Genomic DNA, 25,279 nt, shown 5'->3' with positions numbered 1-25,279 from the left:
CACGCCCCGCCACGCCTCCTCGCTCAGGCGCCGGGCGCACTGCCGGGTAGGGCGGCTGGTGGCGCCAGAGGGCCGTCGAGGTCGACGAGAGCCTCGTCGAGAGCCGATCGTGCCCGATCCGCGGCTGCCCGGGCCTGCTCGAGAGCGACTGCTGGGTCGGCTGCGGCTCGGCGTGCCGCGCTGTCGAGTTGCGCGTGTGTCTCCTCCGCCAGAATCCGCGGCGCTGGTGTGATGCGCTCGCGGTGCACGGCCGTCAGGAGTGTCACCGCCCCGGTACTCAGGTGGGCCGCGGTGCGCGCCGCTTCGAGGAGGAGCAGCTGGCGCTCGGCCTGCGCGCGCGGCTCGCGATAACCGGCCACCACCGGGTCCAGCGCGGCATCCGCGTCGAGGAGGAGGACCAGCAGAGCGGCCGGGTCGTGGCGGGCACCGGCCGTGCGGGCTTCGTCCGCATCCAGCAGGAGGGAGCGTGCGGTGGAGCATGCGGTGGCGACGTCGGCAGCGGAGGCGAGTTGCGCAGAGGTGCGCAGGCGCGAAAGGGTTACCGCCCGCTCCAGATCCTCGCGGATCGAGCGCTCGACTCCGCTGAGCTGCGTCTGGGCGCGGGTGAGGAGCGCGACGAGCGCCTCGACCGCGTCCAGCAGCGAGCCCGCATCCTCCCGTCCGCCGGCTGCTAGCTCTGTCGCCTCGCGGAGGGGGCGGACCTGTCGCTCCGGCGTGGTCGCGGCGAGCGCGGAGACGTCGGCTCGCACGCGGTCTAGGCGCTCCGAGAGGGACGGGGGTGGCGCGCTCATCCCGCGATCGTACGGCCGGAGTGTGACCGCGTGTGACATGCGGAGTCGCCCGTCGTTACTTCCGTGCGCAGGATGGAGCCATGACCCGCTCGCTCGCCATCGTCGAGGTCGCCCGCGCGCGGCCCGGCCGCGAGGAGTACCACGCTTACGTGCAGATCCTGAACGGGCGGATCCTGACCCTCGCCCGCGAGCACGGCTGGGCGGCTCAGCGCTACGCAGCAGAGGATCTCGGGAGCGCGGAGCTGCTTGCGCGGACCGCCGACGCCGACGCGCTGGTCCTGGCGGGCGGCGAGGACATCGCCCCCGAGAACTACGGCGCTCGGCGCGGCTACCCCGCGGAGGGGTCGCATGCCGAGCGGGCCGATGCCGCGCAGATCGCGCTCGTGCACCGCGCGCTGGTTCGGCGCACCCCGCTCCTGGGCATCTGCCGCGGATTGCAGATCGTCAACGTCGCGCTCGGCGGAACGCTGGTGCAAGATCTCGGCCCCGAGGCGGCGCACGTGAACGCCGCGGGTCCCGCGCACCAGCGCATGCACCGGCACGAGGTCGAGCTCGTGGCCGAGTCCACGCTCGGCGGCCTCTTCGGGGCAGGTCGGCTGGCCGTGCAGAGCGCCCATCACCAGGCCGTTGATGTGCTCGCGCCGGGTCTTCGCGTCGTTGCCCGCGCCGATGACGGAGTGGTCGAGGCGGTCGAGCACGGCCGCGCACCCCTTCTCGGGGTGCAGTGGCACCCGGAGGATCCCGAGGCGCCGCACGGTCAGCTCGCCACTCTCCTCGGGGGGCTTCTCGAAGCGACGGGGGTTGACGCGCTTGCGGCCTAAGCCCTCAGTCGTCCGTATCCTCGTGGACGAGAGGCGCAATGGTGAACGCCGGTCCCTCTCGTCCCGCCCGGGCGGCTCAGCGGGCCAGCCGCGCCATCCACGCCTCGATGTCATCGGCCGTGCGGGGGATGCCCGCCGAGAGGTTTTCGGCGCCGTCGGCGGTGACGAGGATGTCGTCCTCGATCCGGACGCCGATGCCGCGGAGGTCTTCCGGGACGGTGAGGTCATCGGGCTGGAAGTAGAGTCCGGGCTCGATTGTGAAGACCATGCCCTCCTCGACCACTCCGTCCAGATACATCTCGCGTCGCGCCTTCGCGCAGTCGTGGACGTCGAGTCCGAGGTGGTGGCTGGTGCCGTGGACCATGTATCGGCGGTGCTGCTGGTTGTCGGACTCGAGCGCCTCCTCGGCACTGACCGGTAGCAGGCCCCACTCGGCGGTGCGGCGGGCGATTACCGCCATTGCCGCGGCATGCACTTCGCGGAATCGGATTCCGGGCCGGACGATCGCGAAGGCCGCGTCGGCCGCCTCCCGGACCGTCTCGTGCACTCGCCGCTGCGCCTCGGAGTACTGGCCGGTGACCGGGAAGGTGCGGGTGATGTCCGCGGTGTAGTAGCTCTCTTGCTCGACGCCGGCGTCGAGCAGCACGAGCTCGCCGGGACGCACGGGCCCGTCGTTGCGGGTCCAGTGCAGGATGCAGGCGTGCGGGCCCGCCGCTGCGATGGTGTCGTAGCCGACCGCGTTGCCGTCGGCGCGGGCTCGTCCGGAGAAGACTCCTTCGATCAGACGCTCGCCGCGCTCGTGCGCAATGATGCGCGGCAGGTCGGCCAGGACATCCTCAAAGCCCCGGCCGGTCGCCCCGACCGCGGCGCGCAGTTCGGCAATTTCGTAGGTGTCCTTCACGAGGCGCAGCTCGGCGATGTCCCGCTCAAACGCGGCGTCGCGCTCGGCCCGCTCGTCGGCGTCGCCCGCGGTCAGTCGTTCGGCGACCAGCGGATCGGCCTCGCGTAGCAGGGCGACGGGAACGCCGTCGCTCGAGGCGAGGACGGCGTCGAGTTCGTCGATGCCGCGCGTCTCGAGTCCGAGGTCGCTCGCGACCTGCGCGAGTGACGGGCGCGGGCCGATCCAGAATTCACCGATCTCGGAGTTGGCGTAGAACTCGTCGGAGTCGCGGCCGGCCCGCTCGCGGAAGTACAGCGTCGTGCGGTGCCCCGACTCGGCCGGCTCGAGCACCAGGACCGCGCCGGGCTCGGAGTCGGAGCCCCACCCGGTGAGCCAGGTGAACGCTGAGTGCGCGCGGAACGGGTAGTCGGTGTCGTTTGCGCGCTGCTTGAGCCGGCCCGCGGGCACGATGAGCCGGACGCCGCTGTGCAGGTTTGACAGGCGTTCACGGCGCGCGGTGGCGAACGACGCCTGTTCACGCGGGGCAGGTAACGGCTCCTCGTGCTTGGCCCAGCCGGAGGCGATGAAGGCGCGGAAGCGGTCGGAGGCGGGGGTCGTGGAGCGGTTCGAGGTGGCGCGGGGGCGCGGGGCGGCAGCGGGGTCGGGCGTCTGAGCGGCGGTCCGCTCCTCCGTGTTCGTCATGCCGCCCATTGTCCTCTTTCAGCAGGTAGGCAGAGGCTGCGGGCGTCTGCTGGAAAAAGTCCGGTGACGGGCGCAGCCTGTGGAGGAGTCTTAGGAGGAATCCTTCACCAGGCCGCGGACCGAGAGCTGAACGACGAGGGGTCGGTGGTCGCTCCCCGCTTCGTCGCGGTCCTCGACCACGAAGTAGCCGGAGACCGCCCAGCGGCCTGAGAAGAGAACGTGATCGATCGGAGCGCCGAGGGCGGGTGGAACCGAGGTCGGCCAGGTGCCGAGGGCGGCGCCTCCCGCCAGCGCGCTGGCGTCCTCGCATCCGCCCAGCGATGCAGTGCCGGGAAGACCGGCCCAGTGGTCGGCGGTGGAGTTGAGGTCGCCGACCACGATGACGTCCTCCTCCGCGGTGCACAGCCGAGCCAGACCGGCGAGGTCGCTCCGCCACTGGGCGAGACGCCCGGGCACGGGCGCCATCGTGTGAACGGCGGCCAGGACCGGCCGCTCGGGCGTGTCCGGTCGGGCGACGAGCGAGGGAGTCACGCCCGTGATAACGCTGCCCGGGTCGACGCTGTAGCCGCCGAGGCCGGGTGAGAGGAGTAGAGCGGAGCCGTCGGTTCCGCCTTCTCCGGCGTAGTGGAGCGTCATCGGCGCTCCCGCGGCGGAGAGAGCGTCTGCGACCTCCTCGGCGCGCGAGCGCGAGACCTCGAGCAGGGCCACGGCGTCGACGGCGTTCTCCTGTACGAGGGCCGCAATCGTCTCGGGCGGCACGCCGTCGTGCAGGATGTTCCAGCTCACGACGCGGACGTCGGCGAGCCGGTGCGCGCGCGGGGGAGCGGACGCGTAGCCGCGCACGCCCTGCACGCCTGCGAGGACCACCGCGAAGGCGACCCCGAGGGCGGCGAGCGCGAGTGACAGACGGCGGATCGGGGCAACCAGCACCGCGAGCACGACCAGGACGGCGGCGGCGGCAACGGCGGCGAGGCCGGTCACCAGCCGGAACGGCACGATCTGCGCGATCGGTGCCTCCCGGGCGACGCCGAAGAACCCCGGCACGACGAGCACCAGCAGCACGATCGCCACCGCGATCGCCACCGCCACCTTCACTAGTCTCGTCGTCATCCCGGATCAGGCTAGGGCATGGGGCCGGCCCGTCTACGATGGAGTGCATGCATATCGATGGAGGGGCGTACGACCTCCACACCCACTCCGTCGTCTCCGACGGCACCGAGGCTCCCGCCGAACTCGTGCGGGCCGCCGCCGCAGCGGGACTGGCAGGAGTGGCCCTCACCGATCACGACTCGACCGGTGGCTGGATTGAGGCGATCGACGCCGCCGAGAGCGTCGGGATCGACCTGCTGCCCGGCATGGAGCTCTCCTCGCGCGTCGGTTGGGCGAGTGTTCATGTGCTCGCCTACCTGATCGATCCGGCCGATCCGGGCCTCGTCGCTGAGACCGCGCGCATCCGCTCGGCTCGCACGCACCGGGCGGAGGCGATCGTGACCGCGATCGCAGCCGACTACGACCTCACCTGGGACGACGTGCTCGCCCAGACCATTCCCGGCACGACCATCGGCCGCCCCCACATCGCTGACGCTCTGGTCGCCCGCGGGCTCGCGGCCGACCGCTCGGCGGCCTTCGCGGGGATTCTCGACTGGCGCGGCGGCTACTACCGTCCGCACTACGCCCCCGACCCGGTCGACGCCGTGCGGCTTGTCCGCGCAGCCGGCGGAGTACCGGTGATCGCGCACCCCGCGGCGAGCACGAGGGGGATCGCGGTCGAATCGATCCTGCCGCAGCTCGTCGACGCTGGGCTGTTCGGCCTCGAGGTCGAGCATCGCGAGAACACGGCCGACGGCAAGCGGCGCCTGCGCGAGCTGGCGGTCCGCTACTCCCTCGTCACTACTGGATCGAGCGACTACCACGGCACGGGCAAGCCCAACCGCCTGGGCGAGAATACGACTCCCCGCGTGACGATCGACGCGATCCGCGCCTCCTGCTCTCGCCCGTAGGAACTCGCGCCCACGAAATCGGCCGCAACGGACGAAATGCGCTGCCGGGGACGGGTATCTCGACCGTCTCTGCCGATCTCGCGACATTTCGCGAGAGGACGATTAGACCTGGGCGTCGGGGCGAGGGGCGCGACGACGCGAGCGCGTGCGACGGCGCGGTTCGCTGTTGCCGTCGTGGTGCTCCTTGCCCTCGCTCGAGGGCGCGGGGGCGGTCTGCACGGCAGAGGGCTCGGCGGAGTCACCACGGGTGCGACGGCGACGGTCAGCACGCTCGGGGCGCGCGACGGCTTTCGCCTCGGCGGGGATCGGGGTCGGCTTGAGTCGGCCTCTCGTGCCCGCGGGGATGTCGAGGTCGGTGTAGAGGTGCGGCGACGAGGAGTAGGTCTCGACCGGATCGGGCTGGCCGAATTCGAGCGCCCGGTTGATCAGGGCCCACTTGTGCAGGTCCTCCCAGTCGACGAAGGTCACCGCGATGCCGGTCTTGCCCGCACGGCCGGTGCGGCCGACACGGTGCAGGTAGGTCTGGTCGTCGTCCGGGATCGTGTGGTTAATCACGTGCGTGACGTCGTTGACGTCGATGCCGCGCGCGGCGACGTCGGTCGCGATGAGGATGTCCTTCTTACCGGCCTTGAACGCGGCCATTGCGCGCTCACGCTGCTCCTGGTTGAGGTCGCCGTGCACGGCCGCCGCGTTGAAGCCGCGGTCGTTCAGCTCCTCGACGATGCGGGCAGCGGCGCGCTTGGTGCGCGTGAAGATCACGGTCTTACCGCGGCCCTCAGCCTGGAGGATTCGCGCGATCACCTCGTCCTTATCGAGCGAGTGCGCCCGATAGACGATGTGCTTGATGTTGGCCTGCGTGATGCCCTCGTCGGGGTCCGTCGCGCGGATGTGGATCGGCTTGTTCATGAAGCGCCGCGCGAGAGCGACGATCGCGCCCGGCATTGTCGCCGAGAAGAGCATCGTGTGGCGGGTGGCGGGAGTCTGCGCGAACAGCTTCTCGATATCAGAGAGGAAGCCGAGGTCGAGCATCTTGTCGGCTTCGTCGAGGACCATCACCTTCACATCTGCGAGGGAGAGCAGGCGCTGGCCGGCGAGGTCGAGCAGGCGACCGGGCGTGCCGACGACGATCTGCGCACCCGCCTTAAGCTGGTCGATCTGACCCTCGTAGGCCTTGCCGCCGTAGATCGAAACGATCTTGGTCGGCCGGTTCGAGGCGGCGAGCTCCATGTCCTCGGTCACCTGCACCGCGAGTTCACGGGTCGGCACGACGATGAGCGCCTTGACGCCGGGTGCGGGATCGGTGCCGAGGGCCTGGATGAGGGGGAGACCGAAGCCGAAGGTCTTGCCGGTGCCCGTCTTGGCCTGGCCGATGATGTCCTGCTTCTGCAGGGCCAGGGGAATCGTCTGCTCCTGAATGGGGAACGGCTCGAGAATGCCCTTGGCGGCGAGCGCGGCGACGATGTCGTCGTCGATTTTCAGATCGGAGAAAGTCACGGAGTGAAGCGCCTGTCGTGTCGAACGGTCTACGCCCCTGTACGACTCCGGGCGCAGCGTCACCGATCCAGCGCCGGTGACATCTCGGCGAGTCTACTGCTCCCGACCCCGAGGGCCCCGAAGGAGGCCGCCGCGGCCCCCGGAGCGGCGTGCCTCCGCGCCCTATGCTGAGGGAATGGCTGCCTGGTTCCGACGTCGACGTCCCCTCCTCGACGTTCCTCGCCTGACGCCGCGCGCTGAATCCTCCATCAAGCGCGACCGCGTCGATCTGGCCGACCTCACGCCGGAAGTCCTCCCCTATCTCGGCCAGGTCGCCTATCTTCAGCTCGCCGTCTTCGAGGTGCTAGCCCGCGCCGTCGCCGAGAGCGACGATCTCGCCGACAAGGAGGCGATTTCCGCCGCCGCGGGCACCGCTCTCGCGAAGCACCATGCCGTGGTCGCTGAGCTGCGTCGACGCGACGTTGAGCCGGGCGAGGCGATGGCGCCGTTTCGGCCCGCAATCGACACCTTCGAGCGCCTGACCCGCGGGGCCAACCTGCACGAGACGCTGCTCTCGGCCCACATCACGGCGGGGCTGCTCGACGACTTCTTCATCCGCCTCTCCGGCGGCTTGCCGAGCGATGTCGGGCCCCGGATCGCCCAGACCCTCGGCGCCGACACCGGGGCAGATGGAGTGGTCGCCATCCTCCGCCGCGAGATTGCCGCCGACGAGCGCTTGGGCTCCCGCCTGGCGGTGTGGGGCCGTCGGTTGGTCGGCGATACCCTCCTCGTGGCCCGCTCTGCACTGTCCGGCTCGGGTAACCACGACTCGGACGAGTCACGCATCGAGCCGGTCTTCACCGAGCTCATCGCTTCGCACACGCGGCGGATGGACGCCCTCGGCCTCACTGCCTGAGGCCGCCTCCCCGAGCGAATTGGCCTCCCGGACCTACCCGAGCCCAGCGCGAGTGCCGTTGTACGTGGTCAGCTGCCGTGCATGGTCAGGGGGCGACGCGGCCCGACAGCATGGCGTGCAGCGAAGCCTCGTCGCGGCGGGCCCGGGAGCGGCCGAGGGACAGGGTGATCAGCACGGAGCCGACCGCGGTGATGGCCAGGGTAATCACCCAGATCAGTCCGCCGTCCCACGGCAGGCCCGCCCAGGTCAGCGCCACCCAGATAACGGCGGCGATCAGCCCGCCCAGCGCCGGCACTAGCATGGAGCCGTGCAGGTGCCGGTGCGGCAGCGTGTAGCGCGCACCGAGCCCGATCAGCGCGCCGAACAGGGTGACGAAGAGGAGTTCCACGACCGGACCGCGGGGGAGTGTCTAGGCGACGAAGCCGACGCGGCGCGACTCCTCGGAGCCGACCTCAACGAAGGCGATGGTGGGGGTGGGGATGATGTAGATCTTGCCCTTCTCGTCGCGGAGGCGGAGGACCGCGGTACCGGTCTCGAGGGCCGTGGTCACCGTCTTCTCAACCTCGGTCACGGACATCGACGACTCGAAGTTGAGTTCGCGCGGGGTGTTGACCATTCCAATACGGATTTCCACCAGCAGTGCCTTTCGGGAGGGGACGAGGCTGTCAGGATACGGGACCGCGCTCCGGCGCCGACACCGGTTTCGCGTTGAGCGGAGAGCGCGGCGCGAAGGGGTCGGTCGGCGACGCGGGAGTGTCGGACGTGGTGGCTAGCGTGGACGCGTGATCTTTTCCGCGACCGACGCCACTGCCTCCGCTCTGCCGATACAGGCGAGCGGAGCGACGGCGCCCGCGGCCCCGCTCGACGAGTCCCAGCGCGCGGTCCTCGCGCTGCCCGATGGGCGCAGCGCGGCGGTCCTCGGCGCCCCGGGGACGGGCAAGACCACCACGGCCGTCGAGCTGGTCGCCGAGCGCGTGCTCGAGCGGGGTTACGCCCCCGAGTCGATCGTCGTGCTGGCCGCGAGTCGCACCGCGGCGACGGCCCTCCGCGATGTTCTGGCGCTGCGCCTGGGCGTGCCAACGCGGGGACCGCTCGCGCGAACCGCGACGTCGCTCGCGTTCGAGGCGGTGACCGCCTCCGCACAGGAGCGCGGGCTGGAGCGACCGACGCTGCTCACGGGAGGCGAGCAGGACGCCCTCCTTTCCGAACTTCTCGAGGGCCACCTCGAGGAGGGCACGGGTCCCCGCTGGCCCGATGAGTTCAGCCCAGAAGTGTTGCGGCTGCGCACCTTTCGCACCGAGTTGCGCGAGTTCGGGATGCGCGCCACCGAGCACGGACTCGACACGGACGCGATCCGCGCGCTGGGTGTGGACGCCGAGCGCGGAGAGTGGTGTGCCGCCGCCGATGTGCTCGACGAGTTGCGCGATGTCGTCGACTGGATGGCGCCAGAGGCGGGCACCCGACTCGACGCGGCCGAGTTCGCTGCGTTCGCGGCCGAGGCGATCCGCACCGGGCGCGGCGGCGAGCGGATCGACGCCCTGCGGCTCGTCGTCGTGGACGACATGCAGGAGGCCAGCGAGTCGACCGTTGTGCTCCTGCGCGCGCTAGCCGAGCGCGGCGTCACCGTCGTGGCGCTGGGCGATCCCGACGTCGCGACGAGTGCCTACCGCGGCGCTGCCTCCGACACTCTCGGCCGCTTTGCCTCGCGCCTCGGCCTCGCCGAGGTCAGCACGCTTGTTCTCACCCGGGTGCACCGGCAGTCCGCCGCCCTGCGCGCTCTGGTATCGGCCGCGACGGAGCGGATCGGCACCGCCGCCGCCGGTCGCCAGCGCACCGCGGTCGCCGAGCCGCAGCCCGAGGGCGGGCCGGCCCCTGTGCTCGTGCTGCACGCGCCCACGGCCGCCCGCGAGGCGGCGACGGTAGCGCGGCTGCTCCGGGAGCGACGACTGCGCGACGGTGTCCCGTGGCGGCGGATGGCGGTGGTCGTCCGCTCCGGGGCCGCGGTCCAGCCGCTGGTGAAGGCGCTCGCCGTGGCGGAGGTACCGACCCGCTCGGTACTCGCCGGCCGTGCCCTCCGCGACGATCACGCGGCGCGCGCTCTGCTTGTGCTTGTCGGCGTGGCGATCGGTGAGCGCGAGCTCGACGCCGACCTCGCCTCCGAGCTGCTGCTGGGGCCTTTCGGCGGCGTCGACCGGCTCGGCCTGCGTCGGCTCCGGCTCGCCCTGCGTGCGGAGGAACTCGCGGCCGGTGGCATCCGCGCGAGCGATCCCCTTCTCGTCGAGGCACTGGCGGCTCCCGGCCGCTTCGCCACGATCGACTCGGCGCCCGCACGCCAGGCCGAGCGGCTCGCCGTCACCATCGACCGGGTGCGCGGGCTGCACGCCGAGCACGGCTCGATCGAGGAGCTGCTCTGGTCGGCCTGGGAGTCGAGCCGCGTGGCCGCCTCGTGGCGGGACCTCGCGCTCGGGACGGGGCTGACCGCGGCCGAGGCTCATCGCAATCTCGACGGCGTGGTCGCGCTGTTTAGTGCGGCCCGTCGTTTCGTCGAGCGGGCGCCCGGGCACTCCGCCGTCGGTTTCGTGACCGAGATCCTCGAGGCGGAGGTGCCGGAGGACACACTCGCGCCCCGCTCGGTCGAGGACGCGGTGCTCATCGGCACCCCCTCTTCGGTGGTCGGGCTCGAATTTGATGTGGTCGTCGTCGCTCGTCTGCAGGACGGTGTGTGGCCCAACCTCCGCCAGCGCGGATCGCTGCTCGACCCCGACGGGCTGGTGCGGCACGCGCGGGGCGAGGGCGGTCTCGCGCTCGATGTGCGCAAAGCCACGCTCTACGACGAACTCCGGATGTTCGCCCTCGCCGTGTCCCGCGCCCGTCGACAGGTGGTGCTCAGCGCCGTGGCAGGCGAGGACGAGACGCCCTCCCTCTTCTTCCGGCTGAGTCCGCCCGACGCGCCCCGGCTCGACGCCGCGTCGGCGGTGCCGATGACGCTGCGCGGGGCGGTCGCGGCACTGCGACGCACGGCCACCACTCCAGGTTCCCCGGAGGCGCCCGCCGCGATCCGCGGGCTGCGTGCCCTTGCCCTGGCCGAGGTGCCCGGCGCCGACCCGGCCGAGTGGTCGGGAATCCTCGAGCCCTCGAGCACCGAGCCGCTGTTCGACCTCGACGACCCGGAGCGGCCGGTCGCGGTATCGCCGAGCCGGCTCGAGGCGTTCGAGCGCTCGCCGCTCGACTGGTTCGTGGACGCAGTCTCGGGCTCGACGACCAGCACGGCGATGGGCGTCGGTACCCTCGTGCACTGGGTGCTCGAGAACGCCGCGAGTACCGACCCCGACGAGCTCTGGGCGGCGCTGGAGTCGCGCTGGCCCGAACTCGTCTTCGAGTCGCCGTGGGTCGGCGAGCGGCAGAAGCGCGTGACGCGGCGGCTCATCGACGGTCTCGCCGGCTACCTCGCCGACTTCGAGCGCGGCGGCGGCGAGGTACTCGGCCGCGAGCAGCAGTTCGAGCTCGACGTGCCTCCGGCGCGCGTGCGCGGCTCGATCGACCGGGTCGAGCGCTCGGCCGACGGCTCCGTGACCATCGTGGATCTCAAGACGGGACGCAGCACTCCTCGGCAGGTCGATGTTGCCGAGCACGCGCAGCTCGGCAGCTATCAGCTTGCGGTGGCTGAGGGCGCGATCGAGGCCGCGAACCCGGCGGCGGGTGGCGGAGCGAAGCTGCTCTTCGTCGCCCAAGGGGTGCGCGGGAAGCCGTACCGCGAGGTCGTTCAGCCCCGCTTCAGCGAGGAGGAACTGGAGCGCCTGCGCGAACGCGTCCGCGCGGCGGCACTCGGCATGGCGGCGGCCCGGTTCTCCGGTCTACTCGACTCGGTGCCGTTCTCGCCCGGCGACGCGCTGCGCTACCGCATCCACGCGGTTCCCGAAGTGCCCGGCGACGGCCTGCTCGCAATCGAGGACGACGCAATCGAGGACGCCGCAATCGAGGATGGTGCGATCGACGACGACGAGCCGGACGAGGAGGCGCTGCCATGATCGACGCTCTGACCATCGCGGGGCGCCTCGGCCTGCGCCCGCCGACCATCGAGCAGCGCGCCGTGATCGAGGCGCCGCTGCGGCCCGCGCTGGTGGTGGCCGGAGCCGGCAGCGGCAAGACCGAGACGATGGCAAACCGCGTGCTGTGGCTGCTCGCGAACGGCCTCGCGGCTCCCTCCGAGGTGCTCGGCCTCACCTTCACCCGGAAGGCGGCGGCCGAGCTCGGCGAGCGCATCGGGCGACGGATCGACCAGCTCGGCGCTGCGGGGCTCCTCCCGCTGCCGCCCGGGCAGAGCGCCCCCGACCCCTTCGAGGCGGCCACGGTCTCGACCTACAACGCCTTCGCGAACACAATCTTCCGTGACAATGCTGCGCTGATCGGGCGCGAGGGTGATGCGACTGTCCTCTCGGAGGCGTCCGCGTGGCACCTCGCCCGGGGCGTCGTCGCCGACACAGCCGACCCGCGCATCCTCGACGTCGAGGCTGGGATCGACCGGCTCACCGACCTCGTCGTCTCCCTCGCGCACGATCTGGCCGACAATCTCGCCAACCCGGCCGAGGTCGCCGCGTTCGCCGACGACTTCCTCCGCCTGGGGGAGCTGCCGCGCGGAGGCAGCGGCTCCGGTCTCTACCGGGAGCTTGAGAAGGCGTTGCACGCGGTGGGCGCACTGCCCGTGCTGACGGCGCTCGCCGAGCGGTTCCAGGAGGCGAAGGCAGAACGCGGGTTTGTCGAGTTCTCGGATCAGGTCGCTCTCGCGCTGCGGATCGTCGACCGCGTGCCCCGGATCGCCGACGAGCATCGCGCCCGCTACCGGGTGGTGCTGCTCGATGAGTACCAGGACACCTCGGTGCTGCAGACGAGGCTGCTGGCACGGCTCTTCGCGGGGCAGGGCGTGATGGCTGTGGGCGACCCGCACCAGTCGATCTACGGATGGCGCGGGGCGAGCGCCGAGGGTCTTGGCCGGTTTGCGGTCGACTTCGATGGGGAGGCGCGCTTCTCGCTCAGTACCAGCTGGCGCAATGGCCACGGTGTGCTCGCGGCCGCCAATGCGATCGTCGAGCCCCTCTCGGCCGGAAGCGCCGTGCCTGTCGACACCCTCGCTGCCGGCCCGGGAGCGAGCGGCCACCCCGTCGAGATCACGTTCCCCGAGACGATCGAGGAGGAGGCCGACGATGTTGCGCGCTGGTGTGCGGGGCGTCTGCGCGAAAGCCCCGAGCCGCCGTCGGCCGCCATCCTCTTTCGCGTTCGCGCGCACATGGACCGTTTCGCCGCAGCGCTGGCGAAGCACGGCGTCCGTTACCACATCCTCGGAATCGGCGGCCTGCTCCGCCAGCCCGAAATCGCCGATCTGGTGGCGGCGCTCACGGTGGTGGAAGATCCCGCCGCGGGCAGTGAACTCGTGCGCCTGCTGGCGGGCGCACGCTGGCGCCTCGGGGTTCGCGACCTCAAGGCCCTCCGCGACCTCGCCTCCTGGCTCGCCGCGCGCGACCACGCGCACCGGCTCCTCCCGGAGGAGGTGCGCGAGCGGATGCGCGCGTCCGTCACCGAGGGCGAGGGCGGCTCGATCGTCGAGGCCCTCGACTTCATCGCCGCGCGCCGCCTCGGCGATGACGGCCGCCTCGACCACTCCGCCCTCGGCGCCTTCAGCGAGGAGGGGCTGCGCCGGCTACACCAGGCGGGAACCCTGTTCGCCCGCCTGCGAGCGCGGTCCGGTCTCGACCTGCTCGACTTCGTCACCCTGGTCGAGCAGGAACTCGGCCTCGACATCGAGGTCGAGGCGAACGAGTCGCGCGGCGACGGCAGAGCGAACCTCGAGGCATTCCGCGAGGCGGTCGCCGGCTACCTACAGACCGACGACCGCGGCGCAGGAACCGGTTCGTCGCTTCGGGGCTTCCTCCGCTGGCTGGTGCTCGCCGACAAGCGTGACGGCCTCGCCCCACGCCCGGAGGAGCCCGAGCCCGGCACCGTGCAGCTCGTGACGATCCACGGCTCGAAGGGCCTGGAGTGGGACCTCGTCGCCGTGCCGAGAATGGTCGACGGCGAGCTCCCCGGCACGCCCGTCGAGGGCTTCCGCGGCTGGGTGCGCTTGGGCGCGATGCCCTACGCCTTCCGCGGGGACGCCGCCGAGCTGCCCGACCTCGCCTGGCGGGGCTGCTCCACCCAGAAGGAGGCCGTGGAGGCGATCGGCGCCTTCGGCGAGACGCTCCGCGAGCGCAACGAGGCGGAGGAGCGCCGCCTCGCCTACGTCGCCGTCACGCGCGCCCGCCACCACCTGCTGCTCAGCGGCTCATGGTGGGCGGGTCAGGCCAAGCCGCGCAGACCCGGGGTGTTCCTCCGCGACCTCGAGGCGGCCGGGACGATCCCGACGCTCCCCACCGAGCCTGCCGACCTCGAGAACCCGCTCGACCGCGCGCCGCGCACGTTCCGCTGGCCGCACGATCCGCTCGGCTCCCGGGGCGAGCGGGTGCGGGCGGCGGCGGCGCGGGTGCACACTGCGGAGCCGGCCCTGCTTGGAGCGCGCGGCGACGACATCCGCCTCCTGCTGGCCGAACGGGCGGTGCGTCTCGCAGGTGGCGAGCGGCCACCGCTGCCGACGCGCATCCCTGCGTCGCGCTTCAAGGACATCGTGAGCACGCCCGATGAGGTGTCTGCGCAGCTTCGCCGGCCGATGCCCGAACGGCCGTACCGGCAGACCCGCCTGGGCACGACGTTCCACTCCTGGGTCGAGAACCGCTTCGGCATCCAGGGCGGCGCTGAGGCCGTCGATACCTTCCCCAACGAGCTCGACGAGAGCGGATCGACCAGCGTCGAGGACGAGCAGCTCGCGCTCCTGGTCGAGACCTTCGAGCGCTCGGAGTGGGCCGACCGGCGTCCAGAAGCCGTCGAGATCGAGATCCATCTCCAGCTCGCCGGTCACGTCGTCGTCTGCAAGCTCGACGCCGTCTACCGCACCGACGCGGGCGTCCAGATCGTCGACTGGAAGACCGGCCGCGCGCCGAAGGACGCCGCTGACCTCGAACTCAAGCAGTTCCAGCTGGCGCTGTACCGGCTCGCCTACTCGCGCTGGCGGGGCGTGCCGCTCGACAGCGTCGACGCCGTGTTCTATTTCGTCGCCGACGACCTCGTGCTGCGGCCCGAGCGGTTCTATTCCGAACGCGAGCTGGCGGAGTCACTCTCCTCGGCGACGGGGGCGAGCCCGCGGCCGTGAGCGGAGGAGCCGGTGCGGGCTCCGGGGGTGCGGTTCAGCAGCTCCTCGACCTCCGAGACCTCGAGCACGGGCCCGGTATCTGTCGAGAGCGGGGCCGAGAGGTCGCCGAGCACGCTGTCGACCAGCGTGTCGAGCATGGCGACCGCGTCGTCCACGATCGCGGAGTCGTCGGTCTCGGTGCCGTGCAGGAGCCACCGGGCGAGTTCGAGTTCGGCGTAGAGCTGAGCCCGCTGACGGATCGCGCGGTCCACAGCGCCCGCGCGCATCCGGGAGTAGGCGGAAAGCGCCGTTTCGGAGCCGGGGGCACTCAGCAACCAGTGCAGATCGCGGGCGGGATCGCCAACGCGCAGCGCCGCCCAGCCGAGCACCGCGGCGACGACGTCCCCTGAGCGGAGAAACGAGTCGGCGGTCATCGAGCCGTTCACCACGGTCGGATCGAACTGCCAGAGCGCCTCATCCGAGGACGCCGACTCCCAGCGCGCGACGAGGGCGGCAGGGACGTGTCCGGTGTCGGCCGCGCGCTCGATGACCGCGACCGTCTCGTTCACGCTGTCGCGAGCCGTCGAGATCGGCAGCCCAGCCTCCTGCACGAACGAGGCAGGCAGCGAGTGAATCGCTCCGATCGCCCGACCGACGGAATCGGCGAGCCCGCTCTGCGCGGCGACGTCGTCGATGAGAACGCGGTCGCCCTCGATGTACTCGTAGACCACCGCGCGGGTCCCGTCGAAGGGCGTCTGGCCGATGCTCTTCTGGACATCAAACGGCAGGCGGCTGCGAATCCCGGGGGTCAGCGCCCGGAGCGCCATGAGGTCGCCCAGCTGCTCCTGCTCGGCCAGCGGAGACGTGGGCACCCGCACCACCAGCCGCGCTGCGCCCCGGGTCGTCAGCAGCGCGGAGTCGAAGTCGCCGTGCGTGGACGACGTGAGAGGGCGCGCGGTGCGGACGTCGAGGCCCTCGACGGCCGAGGTGGCCAGCGCGGCTAGAGTGAGGTGGGATCTGGCCATGGTGTCCAGGGTAGGCGGCTCGTGCCCGGCCGGCTTGCCGCCACGCGCTGTCCCGCCGATGCCGTCGAAGGCCCGTGCTAGCGGTGCTCGCGGCTCCATCATGAAATGAGCTCCGGATGTCAGTGCCCTTCGCCGATCGCCTCCCGCTCTCTCGACAAGCGGTCGACCGCGACAACGTCGGTCGCATCCGCCCGGCGCTCTTCGACGAGCTGCTTGCCAACCCCGCCACCCGCGTGCTTGCGCTGCACCATGACCGCACGCTTGTCGACTCCGAGCGCCTCGCCCTGCGCACCACGGCGCAGGTCACCTCCGGCGTGCTCCGCATCTACCTCGGCCGCACGACGGTGGACGCGCCGGGCGAGCCTGCGGGCACCCCGGTGGTCGCGACGGTGCTGACGGATGCGGCCGCCGCCGAACTCGAGCCCGACGAGGAGCGCTGGAGTGGCCTGCGTCCGATCATCGAGCGCCTGAGCGACCGTGACGCCGGCCTCTTCACCGAGGCGCTCGCGATCGTCAACTGGCACGCCTCGCACGGCTACTCGCCCCGCAACGGCGACCCGACCGTGGTCGAGCATGGTGGCTGGCTGCGCCGCTCGCCCACCGACGGCAGTCAGGTCTTCCCGCGGACCGATCCCGCGATCATCGTCTGCGTCCTCGACGCCGCTGAACGCCTCTTGCTCGGCTCTAACGCTCTGTGGGGCACCGGCCGCTTCTCGTTGTTGGCCGGTTTCGTCGAGCCCGGCGAGTCACTCGAGGCAGCGGTAATCCGCGAGATCGGCGAGGAGTCGGGGCTTCGCGTCGTCACCCCTCAGTACCTCGGCTCGCAGCCCTGGCCGTTCCCTGCCTCGCTCATGGTCGGATTCAGCGCTCGGCTCGCCGATGACCAGTCGCCGGACGATCTGCTCCCGGACGGCGAGGAGATTGTCGAGCTGCGCTGGTTCACCCGGGAGCAGCTGCACGACTCGCTCGACTCGGTGCTCCTGCCCGGGCGATCGTCAATCGCTCGCGCGATGATTGAGGACTGGTACGGAGGCGAGCTGGAGAACGGCCCGATCGCGTGAGCCTGCTCGACGGTCTTGACGAGGGGCAGCGTGAGGCGGCCCAGGCGCTGCTCGGCCCGGTCTGCGTGCTCGCCGGAGCGGGGACGGGCAAGACGCGCACGATCACCCACCGCATCGCGCACGGAGTCGCCACCGGCGTCTACACTCCTGGGCGCGTGATGGCGCTCACCTTCACCAGCCGCGCGGCGGGCGAACTGCGCTCGCGCCTGCGGGTGCTCGGAGCCGGCGGAGTCCAAGCGCGCACCTTCCACGCCGCGGCGCTCTCTCAGCTGGGGTACTTCTGGCCGCAGCTGGTCGGCGGGACGATGCCGCAGCTCCTCGATGGCAAGGCGCGGCTGCTCGGGCATGCGGCCGAGCGCCTCCGCCTCAAGCTCGACACGGCAACGTTGCGTGACCTCTCGGCCGAAATCGAGTGGCGGAAGGTGTCCGCTCTCTCGCTCGAGCAGTACGCGGTCGCCGCGCGCACCCGCGCGCTCCCGGGCCGGCTCACACTCGAGCAGACCGTCGCTCTCGTGGACGAGTACGAGGGCCTCAAGGACCAGCGTCGCCAGATCGACTTCGAGGACGTGCTGCTCGTGACCGCCGGGATGCTCGAATCCGAGCCGGCAATGGCGATGCAGGTGCGCGAGCAGTACCGCTTCTTCGTGGTCGACGAGTACCAGGACGTCTCGCCGTTGCAGCAGCGGCTCCTGGAGCTGTGGCTGGGCGACCGGAGCGACCTCTGCGTCGTCGGTGACGCCAGCCAGACCATCTATTCCTTCGCGGGGGCCCGCGCCGACTACCTCCTCGACTTCCCGGCCCGCTGGCCGGCCGCGACCGTCGTCCGCCTCGAAGAGAACTACCGCTCGGCCGTGCCGATCGTGCAGACGGCGAACCGTCTGATGCGCGGGCGCCCGGGGGCACTCTCCCTCCATGCCGTGGCCGCGGCGGAGGCCCCGGAGCCGGCGATCGACGCCTACCCGGACGACATCGCGGAAGCGCGCGGCATCGCGGCGAGGGTCACCGCGGACATGGAGGCGGGGGTTCGCCCCTCCGACATCGCGGTGCTCTTTCGCACCAACAGCCAGTCCGCCGTCATCGAGCACGCGCTGCACGAGCGCGGAGTCAGCGCGCACATGCGCGGCGGTAAGCGCTTCTTCGACCTGCCCGAAGTGAAGCAGGCCGTGATGCAGCTGCGCGCCGCCTCCGTCTCCATCGCCGGCGAGCCGCTGTTCAAGTCGGTGAGCGACGTGCTCCGCTCCCTCGGTTGGAGCGCCGAGCCCCCGTCTGCGCTGGGCGCGGTGCGCGACCGCTGGGAGTCGCTGGACACACTGGCCCGCCTGGTGGACGAGGCGCCAGCAGGTTGGAGCTTTCGCCAGTTCACCGACGACCTCATCGCCCGCCAGCAGGTGCACCACGAGCCCGACCGGGCGGCGGTCACCCTCGCGACCCTGCACTCGGCGAAGGGCCTGGAGTGGGAGTCGGTGCACCTGATGGGGCTCGCCGAGGGCTTGCTTCCGATCTCGTACGCCGCCGGGCTCGAGGCGATCGACGAGGAGCGCCGGCTGCTGTATGTCGGGATCACCCGCGCTCGACGGCGGCTCCGGCTCTCGTGGGCGCGCTCCACGGTTGGCCGTGTCAGTCGCCGGGAGCCGTCGCGCTTCCTGGAAGAGCTCGGCACGCGCAGCCGGGGTGCGCCTCCCGCCTCCGCTCGCTGAAACTGCCTGACGCGTCGGTATAGCTGCGCTCGATGACACGCAAGCCGCGCCATCCGGCCAGGAGCCGCCGCAGAACGACGTCGGCCGCCGCGACCGCGATCGCGGCGCTCGCCAGGGGAGTGCGGGTGGGCGCCGTCCTGCCGAACACCTGGACGATGAGTCGCGGCCGGTCCGGGTCAAGGTCGACCCGTGCACGCTCGGCGCAGTGCAGGCACGGCCCCTCGCCCGGCTCGACCAGCGGGCCGAGGTGCACACCCTCGTCGCCGAACACGACAGCCAGGTGCGGAACATCCGCCCCGAGCCAGTGCGCCGCGCGGGCGGGGGCGATGGCGAAGTCCGCGACCAGGACCGCGAGATCCGGCAGGGAGTCCTCGGCCAGCAGTTCGCAGCCCTCGCTCCGGAGCAGCGTCCTCAGCGCATCGGAGGCGCCGCCAGCACCCTCAATGACGACGCGAGGGGCCGGGGGAGGGCCGGGCTCAATCGTGCGCACCAGCACGGGGCGCAGCGCCGCGAGCACCTCATCGACGCGGGTGTCGGATGCTCCCGCGCGTCGTGCGATCAACCGGACGGTGCCCGCGCTCGTGCCGATCCGCAGGGCGTCGAGGAGCAGCTCCTCGGGATAGCCGACCCCCTCGAGGATCACGTGCGGCCGGTCGAGCCCGAGCTGCACCGAGTTCGCGGAGCGCCACAGCAGGGGGAGTCGGGGATCGAGTCGGAGCACCATCGCCCGATCATGGCGGACATCGGCCCGGCGCCGCGCGAGTTGTCCACAGGCGGGCGCCGGGCGCCGGATCAGACGGGACGGTCGCCGGTCGGCGCGGGACCCTGGTCGTCTCCCGGGTCGCCGGAAGCGCCCTCGCCGGGATCCTCCGCATCGCCCTCGTGCGGCATCGTGCCGTTGAGCAGATCCTCTAGAGCGCGATCCATCTCGTCCGGCTCCGGAGTCTCGCCGCGGGCCTCCGCGGTGAGTCGGGCGACCAGCGCGCTCGAGTCGTCGAGGTCATCCGACCCAGGCAGGAGGTCGGGATGCGACCACAGGGCGTCCCGCGCCTCCGGTCCGACCGCGTCGGTGACGGCCTGCCACATCGCGGCGGCCTCGCGCAGGCGCCGCGGCCGCAACTCCAGCCCGACCAGCGTCGCGAAGGCGGATTCGGCGGGCCCGCCGGACGCACGCCGGCGACGGACCGTCTCGGCAATCGCGCCGGCGCTGGGCAACCGGGTGGTCGCCGCGGCCGTCACCACGTCGACCCAGCCCTCGATCAGCGCGAGGACTGTCTCGAGGCGGCCGTGCGCGGCACGCTGCTCCTCCGTCTTTGGCGGGATCAGCGCGCCCGAGGTCATCGCGTCGCGCAGCTCCTCGGGGTTGGCCGGGTCGAAGGTCTCGGCCAGCTCCTCAAGGCGGGTGGTGTCGATGCTGATCCCTCGCGCAAAGTCGGTGATCTGCGAGATCAGGGCCAGTCGGAGCCACTTGCCGTGGCGGAACAGGCGCGCGTGCGCGAGTTCGCGCACCGCGAGGTAGAGCTGGACCTGATCGAGCGGAATGTCGAGACCCTCGCCGAACGCGGCAACGTTCTGCGGCACGATCGCCGCGTCGTTCTCCTCGAGCAGCGGAATGCCGATGTCGCCGCCCGAGACGACTTCGGCCGCCAACTGCCCGACGACCTGGCCGAGCTGCAAAGCGAACAGGGTGCCGCCGATCCCGCGCATCATGCCCTCGGCGCCGGCAATCATCGCCTGCATTTCCTCGGGCGCCTGGTCGCGCAGCACTCGGGTCAGCGCGTCCGAGATGCTCAGGGCGACCGGCTCGGCGAGTTGAGTCCATACGGGCATGGTCAGCGTGATCCACTCCAGCCGGCTGATCGAGCGCGGCGTGCGGCTCAACTCCGAGACGTAGGCGACCTCATCGAGCCAGAGCGCCGCGACGTGGAACGCACCGTCGAACGGTGCGCGGACGGAGTCGGACACCGGCGTGGACTCGGCGCGCGCCAACTGCTTTGCCTGCTCCAGCGAGAGCGTCCAGTTCACGCCTCCTGCACCGTTGTGCTGCATCGCGCTCTGGAGCTGCGCGAGCAGGTTCGCTAGCGCGGCAGGATCGTTCGGAAGACCCGCGGCCCCCGCGAGCTGCGCGGGATCGACCGGTCCGTTCCCCGAGAGGAACTGCCGCAGCATCTCCCGGAACTCGTCCTCGGAGCCGCCGCCCGCTCGGTCCGCACTGTCGCCATCGGCCATCGGATCAGCCCTCCGTCATTCGGTGGAATCGGTCCTCGCGCAGCCTCCGCCGCCCTGCATCGGGCGCTTGTTCCGGCGCGACTCCCAGTCGTGCAAGCTACGTTAGCCCGAGCGCCTCGGGCCGCGTCGTGCAGAGCGCCACCCGGGCCCAGCCCACTTCCGCCCGCCGCGAACATCCCGGTGGAGCCGCTTCACCCGCAGTCAGAAAGGCCCCCGTGTCGCTGTTTTCCGACGGCCCGCGCCCGTCGTCCTCCCCTCGCCGCGCGTGGGTGGGTCCGGTCGTCCTCCTCTCGGGAGTCGCGCTCGTCGTTGGTCTCGGCGTCACTCCCGCTCCCTATGTGATCGAGCAACCCGGCCCCGTCTTCGACACCCTGGGCACCAGCAAGGACATTCCCCTGATCTCGATCCCGGACGAGACGACCTATCCGACCGGCGGCACCCTCGACATGCTGACCGTCTCGGTCGTCGGCAATCCGCAGAGCCTTCCGAACTGGTTAGAGGTCGCGGGCGCCTGGTTCGACCGCACAAAGGCTGTTGTCCCGGTCGACGCGATCTTCCCGCCGTCGACCACGGTCGAAGAGCGCGACGAGATGAACCAGGCCGAGATGACCGACTCGCAGCAGGAGGCGATCGCGGCGGCGCTCACTGAACTCGGCTACGACGTCCAGCAGCGCGTCTCGGTGGTGCAGGTGCCGGAAGGATCTCCCGCCGAAGGTGTTCTGGAGCCGGGGGACGAGATTCTCGCCGTAGCAGGCACCGCGGTCGCTGATGCGGCCGCCCTGCGCTCGACGCTGCAGACGCTCGGCACCGGTGCACCGGTGCAGCTGAGCATCGAGCGCGGCGGAGCGCAGCAGGAGGTGCAGGTGACGCCCCGCGAGTCCAATGGCGCCGCCGTGATCGGAGTTCTCCCCGGGGCGGCATTCGACTTCCCCTTCCAGGTCGACATCCAGCTCGACGACGTCGGCGGACCCAGCGCGGGAATGATGTTCGCGCTCGGGATCATCGACAAGCTCACCGAGGGCGAGCTGAACGGCGGCCAGAACGTGGCGGGAACCGGGACGATCGACGCCGCGGGTGAGGTCGGCCCGATCGGCGGGATCCGGCAGAAGCTCTATGGAGCGAGGGGCGCCGGTGCGGCATATTTCCTCGCTCCGAGCAGCAACTGCACCGAAGTGGTCGGTCACATCCCCGACGGACTCGGCGTGCTGGCGGTTTCAACCCTCGACGACGCGCTCGCCGCCCTCAAGGCCGTCGCTGCCGGCGACACGTCCGGCCTCCCCACCTGCAGCAGCGCCACTCCGATCAACTGACGCCCGCCCTCGACCCACCGCCTTCCCACACTCCGGCACCCCCCACTGTCCAAAAGTTGTCGCACTCGGCGCCGAGTGCGACAACTTTTGAGTTCTCGACGGGGCCGGGGGCGGGGGACGGGGCGGGTGACGCTCAGGTGCCCCGGGCACACGTCGCATAGCATGGGTCTCTCCCCTCACATCTCGACAGCAAGAGGCCCCTACGTGAGTTCCACAGCAACCGAAACCCCGCAGCGGAAGAGACGGAGCGTCCTCGCCGTCACTGTCGTGGTGGTGGCCGTCCTGGTGGTGGCGTTCTTCGTCTTCGCCAGTTTGTACACCGACATCCTCTGGTATGACCAGCTCGGCTTCCTGTCCGTGCTCACGACGCAGTGGGCGGCCGCCGGCGGGCTCTTCATCATCGGTTTCGTCGCGATGGCCGTGCCGGTGTTCGTCAGCCTGATGCTCGCGTACCGCCTCCGGCCGGTCTACGCGAAGCTCAATCCGCAGATCGACCGCTACCAGCAGGTCGTGGAGCCGCTGCGGCGCCTGGCCACTTTCGGGATCCCCGCGGTGCTCGGCCTCTTCGCCGGCGTCTCCTCGGCCACCCGCTGGCAGACGAGTCTCACGTTCTGGAATCGCACGCCCTCGGGGGTCGCGGATCCGCAATTCGGCCTGGATACGTCGTTCTACCTCTTCGAACTGCCCTTCTATCAGAGCATTGTCGGATTTGCTTCGGCGGTTCTGCTCATCTCGGCGTTCGCGGCTCTCGCCACCGGCTATCTCTACGGAGCTATCCGGATCAACGGCCGCGAGATTCGCATCTCGAAGGCGTCGCGCGTCCAGCTCGCGATCACGGCGGCTCTGTATCTCGCCGTGCAGGCCGTCAGCTTCTGGCTCGACCAGTACGCCACGCTCGCGAAGCAGGGCCCGCGCATCACTGGAGCAACCTACTCGACCGTCAACGCGACAATCCCGGGCCTGCAGATTCTCGCCGGAATCGCCGCGCTGGTCGCAATCCTTTTCGTGGTTACCGCCTTCGTCGGCCGCTGGCGTCTCCCGGTCATCGGCACGGCGCTGCTGATCGTGTCAAGCCTGCTGGTGGGCTCCCTCTACCCGTGGATCGTGCAGAAGTTCCAGGTTGAGCCGAACGAGCGCACGCTCGAGCAGCCGTTTATCCAAAACAACATCGACATGACCCGGCAGGCGTACGGGGTGAACGACGTCCAGGTCATCCCGTATGACGCCACCACCGACGCCGAGCCGGGAGCGCTCCGCTCCGACGCGGAGACGACGGCGAACATCCGCATCCTTGATCCCGCTGTCGTTACCGACGCGTTCGCGCAGCTTCAGCAATTCCGCCAGTACTACAAGTTCGGCGACACGCAGAACGCCCTCGACGTCGACCGTTACTCCATCAACGGCTCCACTCAGGACGCCGTCGTCGGCGTTCGCGAGCTGAACCTCAACGGCCTCGGCACGAACCAGACCTGGTACAACCAGACGCTGGTCTACACCCACGGTTACGGCCTCGTCGCCGCGTACGGCAACCAGCGCTCGGCTGACGGCGAGCCCGTCTTCATCGAGTCGGGCGTCCCCACCACCGGAGACCTGGGCGACTACCAGCCGCGCATTTACTTCGGCGAGAACTCGCCGCCATACTCGATCGTCGGCGGCAACGACTCGCGCGACATCGAACTCGACTACCCGTCGGGCACCGATGGGGCGCAGCAGACGTATACGACCTTCGATGGCAAAGGCGGACCTTCGCTCGATAACGTCTTCAAGAAGCTCGTTTATGCGATCAAGTTCCAGTCCGAGCAGATCTTCCTCTCTGACGGCGTGAACGACGATTCCCAGATTCTTTACGACCGCGATCCCGTGCAACGTGTGCAGAAGGTCGCTCCCTACCTCAAGCTCGACTCCGACGCCTACCCGACCGTTGTCGATGGCCGCGTGGTGTGGGTCGTCGATGGGTACACCACCTCTGCCGACTACCCGTACTCGGAGGTGCAGAGCCTCTCGCAGGCGATCGCCGACACCAGCACGCAGCAGCAGTTCCCGGCCGATGACGTCAATTACATCCGCAATTCGGTGAAGGCTACCGTGGACGCTTACGACGGTAAGGTCACTCTCTACGCGTGGGACACCAAGGATCCGATTCTGCAGACCTGGGAAAAGATCTTCCCGACGACGGTTAAGCCGGTGAGCGACATGTCCGCGCAGCTACTCAGCCACGTCCGCTACCCGGAGGACCTCTTCAAGGTCCAGCGTGCGGTGCTCGGCACGTACCACGTGACCGACGCCGGATCGTTCTACTCCCGTGAGGACGCCTGGGCGACTCCCAACGACCCGACCAGCGGAGCCGCAACCACAGCCGCCGCATCAGGTGCCAGCCTGCAGCCGCCGTACTATCTGACGCTGCAGACTCCGGATCAGGGGGTGCCGTCCTACTCGCTCTACTCGACGTATATCCCGGCGAGCGTCCAGGGTGCGCAGGCGAGCCGTAACGTGCTGACCGGCTATCTCGTGGCCGATTCGGACGCCGGATCCCAAGCGGGCTCCGTGGCTGACGGCTACGGCACGCTCCGCCTGCTCGAGCTGCCCAAGGACGACACGGTCCCGGGCCCTGGCCAGGTGCAGAACGCGTTCACGACCGACCCCACAGTCGCCAACGAGCTCAACATCCTCTCGCGTGGTGATACGACCGTCACGAGGGGCAACCTGTTGACGTTGCCGGTCGGCGGCGGCCTGCTCTACGTCCAGCCGATCTATGTGCGCTCCAACGGCGACACGAGCTTCCCGCTCCTGCAGAAGGTCCTGGTCGCGTTCGGCGACGACATCGCCTTCGAGGACACCCTCGACGCGGCCCTCGACAGCCTCTTCGGCGGCGACTCGGGAGCGAACGCAGGCGACACCGGCACGCCGACGACTCCGGGCGCAGGCACGGGTACCGCTGGTGGAAACACCGGCGGTGACGCGGGCGGGACCGCGGGAGGCACCGGCGGCACCGGGACGGGTGACCAGAGCGCGCTGCAAAAGGCCCTGAGCGACGCTCGGACCGCGCTCACGGCTCGCGAGGCGGCTCTCAAGTCAGGCGATCTTTCCGCGTTTGCCACGGCGGACAAGCAGCTGACCGAGGCGCTCGCGCGGGCGCTCCAGGCCGAGGGGCAGTAGTC

General features: G+C 70.7%; 18 protein-coding genes. 9 read left to right on the top strand and 9 right to left on the bottom strand.

Annotated features, from left to right (window positions below):
- Positions 1–23 precede the first annotated feature (23 nt).
- The gene (locus tag HRF29_RS05930; protein WP_173246228.1) at positions 24–791 is read right to left on the bottom strand and encodes a hypothetical protein; all 768 of its coding nucleotides are present in this window, start codon (positions 789–791) and stop codon (positions 24–26) included.
- An 80-nt stretch (positions 792–871) separates the two neighbouring features.
- On the opposite strand from HRF29_RS05930, the gene HRF29_RS05925 reads away from it, so the two are divergent.
- Entirely contained in the window at positions 872–1,612 is a 741-nt protein-coding gene (locus HRF29_RS05925; RefSeq protein ID WP_173246225.1) for a gamma-glutamyl-gamma-aminobutyrate hydrolase family protein, read from the top strand.
- Positions 1,613–1,688: 76 nt separating this feature from the next.
- Here HRF29_RS05925 and HRF29_RS05920 read toward each other — a convergent pair whose 3' ends face one another.
- Together HRF29_RS05920 and HRF29_RS05915 are read right to left on the bottom strand one after the other, a co-directional pair.
- Complete coding sequence (locus tag HRF29_RS05920) at positions 1,689–3,194, bottom strand: aminopeptidase P family protein (protein WP_246226784.1); 1,506 nt, start codon at positions 3,192–3,194, stop codon at positions 1,689–1,691.
- 90 nt (positions 3,195–3,284) lie between these two features.
- The gene (locus tag HRF29_RS05915; protein WP_173246219.1) at positions 3,285–4,304 is read right to left on the bottom strand and encodes an endonuclease/exonuclease/phosphatase family protein; all 1,020 of its coding nucleotides are present in this window, start codon (positions 4,302–4,304) and stop codon (positions 3,285–3,287) included.
- Between the two features lie 47 nt (positions 4,305–4,351).
- Here HRF29_RS05915 and HRF29_RS05910 point away from each other — a divergent pair, with 47 nt between their 5' ends.
- Entirely contained in the window at positions 4,352–5,194 is an 843-nt protein-coding gene (locus tag HRF29_RS05910; RefSeq protein ID WP_173246216.1) for a PHP domain-containing protein, read from the top strand.
- A gap of 102 nt (positions 5,195–5,296) precedes the next feature.
- On the opposite strand, the gene HRF29_RS05905 is transcribed toward HRF29_RS05910, so the two are convergent.
- Positions 5,297–6,688 (bottom strand): DEAD/DEAH box helicase, encoded by a 1,392-nt coding sequence (locus HRF29_RS05905; RefSeq protein ID WP_173246213.1) that lies wholly within the window; start codon positions 6,686–6,688, stop codon positions 5,297–5,299.
- A gap of 175 nt (positions 6,689–6,863) precedes the next feature.
- Here HRF29_RS05905 and HRF29_RS05900 point away from each other — a divergent pair, with 175 nt between their 5' ends.
- Positions 6,864–7,583, top strand: a complete 720-nt coding sequence (locus tag HRF29_RS05900; protein ID WP_173246210.1) for a ferritin-like fold-containing protein — start codon at positions 6,864–6,866, stop codon at positions 7,581–7,583.
- 85 nt (positions 7,584–7,668) lie between these two features.
- On the opposite strand, the gene HRF29_RS05895 is transcribed toward HRF29_RS05900, so the two are convergent.
- Both HRF29_RS05895 and HRF29_RS05890 read right to left on the bottom strand, forming a co-directional pair.
- Positions 7,669–7,971 (bottom strand): hypothetical protein, encoded by a 303-nt coding sequence (locus tag HRF29_RS05895; protein WP_173246208.1) that lies wholly within the window; start codon positions 7,969–7,971, stop codon positions 7,669–7,671.
- Positions 7,972–7,992: 21 nt separating this feature from the next.
- Entirely contained in the window at positions 7,993–8,217 is a 225-nt protein-coding gene (locus HRF29_RS05890) for a DUF3107 family protein (RefSeq protein ID WP_173246204.1), read from the bottom strand.
- Positions 8,218–8,365: 148 nt separating this feature from the next.
- Here HRF29_RS05890 and HRF29_RS05885 point away from each other — a divergent pair, with 148 nt between their 5' ends.
- Together HRF29_RS05885 and HRF29_RS05880 are read left to right on the top strand one after the other, a co-directional pair.
- Positions 8,366–11,611: a PD-(D/E)XK nuclease family protein gene (locus tag HRF29_RS05885; protein ID WP_343043667.1), complete on the top strand. Its 3,246-nt coding sequence runs from the start codon at positions 8,366–8,368 to the stop codon at positions 11,609–11,611.
- Entirely contained in the window at positions 11,608–14,820 is a 3,213-nt protein-coding gene (locus tag HRF29_RS05880; RefSeq protein ID WP_173246201.1) for an ATP-dependent DNA helicase, read from the top strand. Before HRF29_RS05885 ends, HRF29_RS05880 begins: the two co-directional genes overlap by 4 nt.
- Here the strand turns inward: HRF29_RS05880 and HRF29_RS05875 are convergent.
- A complete protein-coding gene (locus tag HRF29_RS05875) occupies positions 14,757–15,824 on the bottom strand; it encodes a phosphotransferase (protein WP_173246198.1) in 1,068 nt (355 codons plus the stop codon). The genes HRF29_RS05880 and HRF29_RS05875 overlap by 64 nt on opposite strands.
- 116 nt (positions 15,825–15,940) lie before the next feature.
- Between HRF29_RS05875 and nudC the strand changes: the two genes are divergently transcribed.
- A complete protein-coding gene (gene nudC / locus HRF29_RS05870; RefSeq protein ID WP_173246194.1) occupies positions 15,941–16,885 on the top strand; it encodes an NAD(+) diphosphatase in 945 nt (314 codons plus the stop codon).
- The gene (locus tag HRF29_RS05865; protein ID WP_173247630.1) at positions 16,846–18,582 is read left to right on the top strand and encodes an ATP-dependent helicase; all 1,737 of its coding nucleotides are present in this window, start codon (positions 16,846–16,848) and stop codon (positions 18,580–18,582) included. The genes nudC and HRF29_RS05865 overlap by 40 nt, the downstream gene beginning before the upstream one ends.
- On the opposite strand, the gene HRF29_RS05860 is transcribed toward HRF29_RS05865, so the two are convergent.
- Positions 18,503–19,306, bottom strand: a complete 804-nt coding sequence (locus HRF29_RS05860) for a hypothetical protein (RefSeq protein ID WP_173246191.1) — start codon at positions 19,304–19,306, stop codon at positions 18,503–18,505. The two genes, HRF29_RS05865 and HRF29_RS05860, sit on opposite strands and share 80 nt — an antisense overlap.
- Positions 19,307–19,374: 68 nt before the next feature.
- The gene (locus HRF29_RS05855) at positions 19,375–20,811 is read right to left on the bottom strand and encodes a zinc-dependent metalloprotease (RefSeq protein WP_173246188.1); all 1,437 of its coding nucleotides are present in this window, start codon (positions 20,809–20,811) and stop codon (positions 19,375–19,377) included.
- Positions 20,812–21,026: 215 nt separating this feature from the next.
- On the opposite strand from HRF29_RS05855, the gene HRF29_RS05850 reads away from it, so the two are divergent.
- On the top strand, positions 21,027–22,121 hold the full coding sequence (locus HRF29_RS05850; RefSeq protein WP_173246185.1) for a PDZ domain-containing protein: 1,095 nt from the start codon (positions 21,027–21,029) through the stop codon (positions 22,119–22,121).
- Positions 22,122–22,283: 162 nt separating this feature from the next.
- Entirely contained in the window at positions 22,284–25,277 is a 2,994-nt protein-coding gene (locus HRF29_RS05845; RefSeq protein ID WP_173246182.1) for a UPF0182 family membrane protein, read from the top strand.
- Positions 25,278–25,279: the final 2 nt, after the last annotated feature.

The sequence above is a fragment of the Rathayibacter agropyri genome (genome assembly GCF_013249015.1).
Taxonomy (GTDB): domain Bacteria; phylum Actinomycetota; class Actinomycetes; order Actinomycetales; family Microbacteriaceae; genus Rathayibacter; species Rathayibacter agropyri.
This window is presented reverse-complemented; position numbering and strand designations above follow the sequence as displayed.

Coding starts and splice junctions, on each gene's coding strand:
- HRF29_RS05930 (WP_173246228.1), bottom strand. CDS start 791: ATGAGCGCGCCACCCCCGTCCCTCTCGGAGCGCCTAGACCGCGTGCGA.
- HRF29_RS05925 (WP_173246225.1), top strand. CDS start 872: ATGACCCGCTCGCTCGCCATCGTCGAGGTCGCCCGCGCGCGGCCCGGC.
- HRF29_RS05920 (WP_246226784.1), bottom strand. CDS start 3,194: ATGACGAACACGGAGGAGCGGACCGCCGCTCAGACGCCCGACCCCGCT.
- HRF29_RS05915 (WP_173246219.1), bottom strand. CDS start 4,304: ATGACGACGAGACTAGTGAAGGTGGCGGTGGCGATCGCGGTGGCGATC.
- HRF29_RS05910 (WP_173246216.1), top strand. CDS start 4,352: ATGCATATCGATGGAGGGGCGTACGACCTCCACACCCACTCCGTCGTC.
- HRF29_RS05900 (WP_173246210.1), top strand. CDS start 6,864: ATGGCTGCCTGGTTCCGACGTCGACGTCCCCTCCTCGACGTTCCTCGC.
- HRF29_RS05880 (WP_173246201.1), top strand. CDS start 11,608: ATGATCGACGCTCTGACCATCGCGGGGCGCCTCGGCCTGCGCCCGCCG.
- HRF29_RS05875 (WP_173246198.1), bottom strand. CDS start 15,824: ATGGCCAGATCCCACCTCACTCTAGCCGCGCTGGCCACCTCGGCCGTC.
- nudC (WP_173246194.1), top strand. CDS start 15,941: ATGTCAGTGCCCTTCGCCGATCGCCTCCCGCTCTCTCGACAAGCGGTC.
- HRF29_RS05860 (WP_173246191.1), bottom strand. CDS start 19,306: ATGGTGCTCCGACTCGATCCCCGACTCCCCCTGCTGTGGCGCTCCGCG.
- HRF29_RS05855 (WP_173246188.1), bottom strand. CDS start 20,811: ATGGCCGATGGCGACAGTGCGGACCGAGCGGGCGGCGGCTCCGAGGAC.
- HRF29_RS05845 (WP_173246182.1), top strand. CDS start 22,284: ATGGGTCTCTCCCCTCACATCTCGACAGCAAGAGGCCCCTACGTGAGT.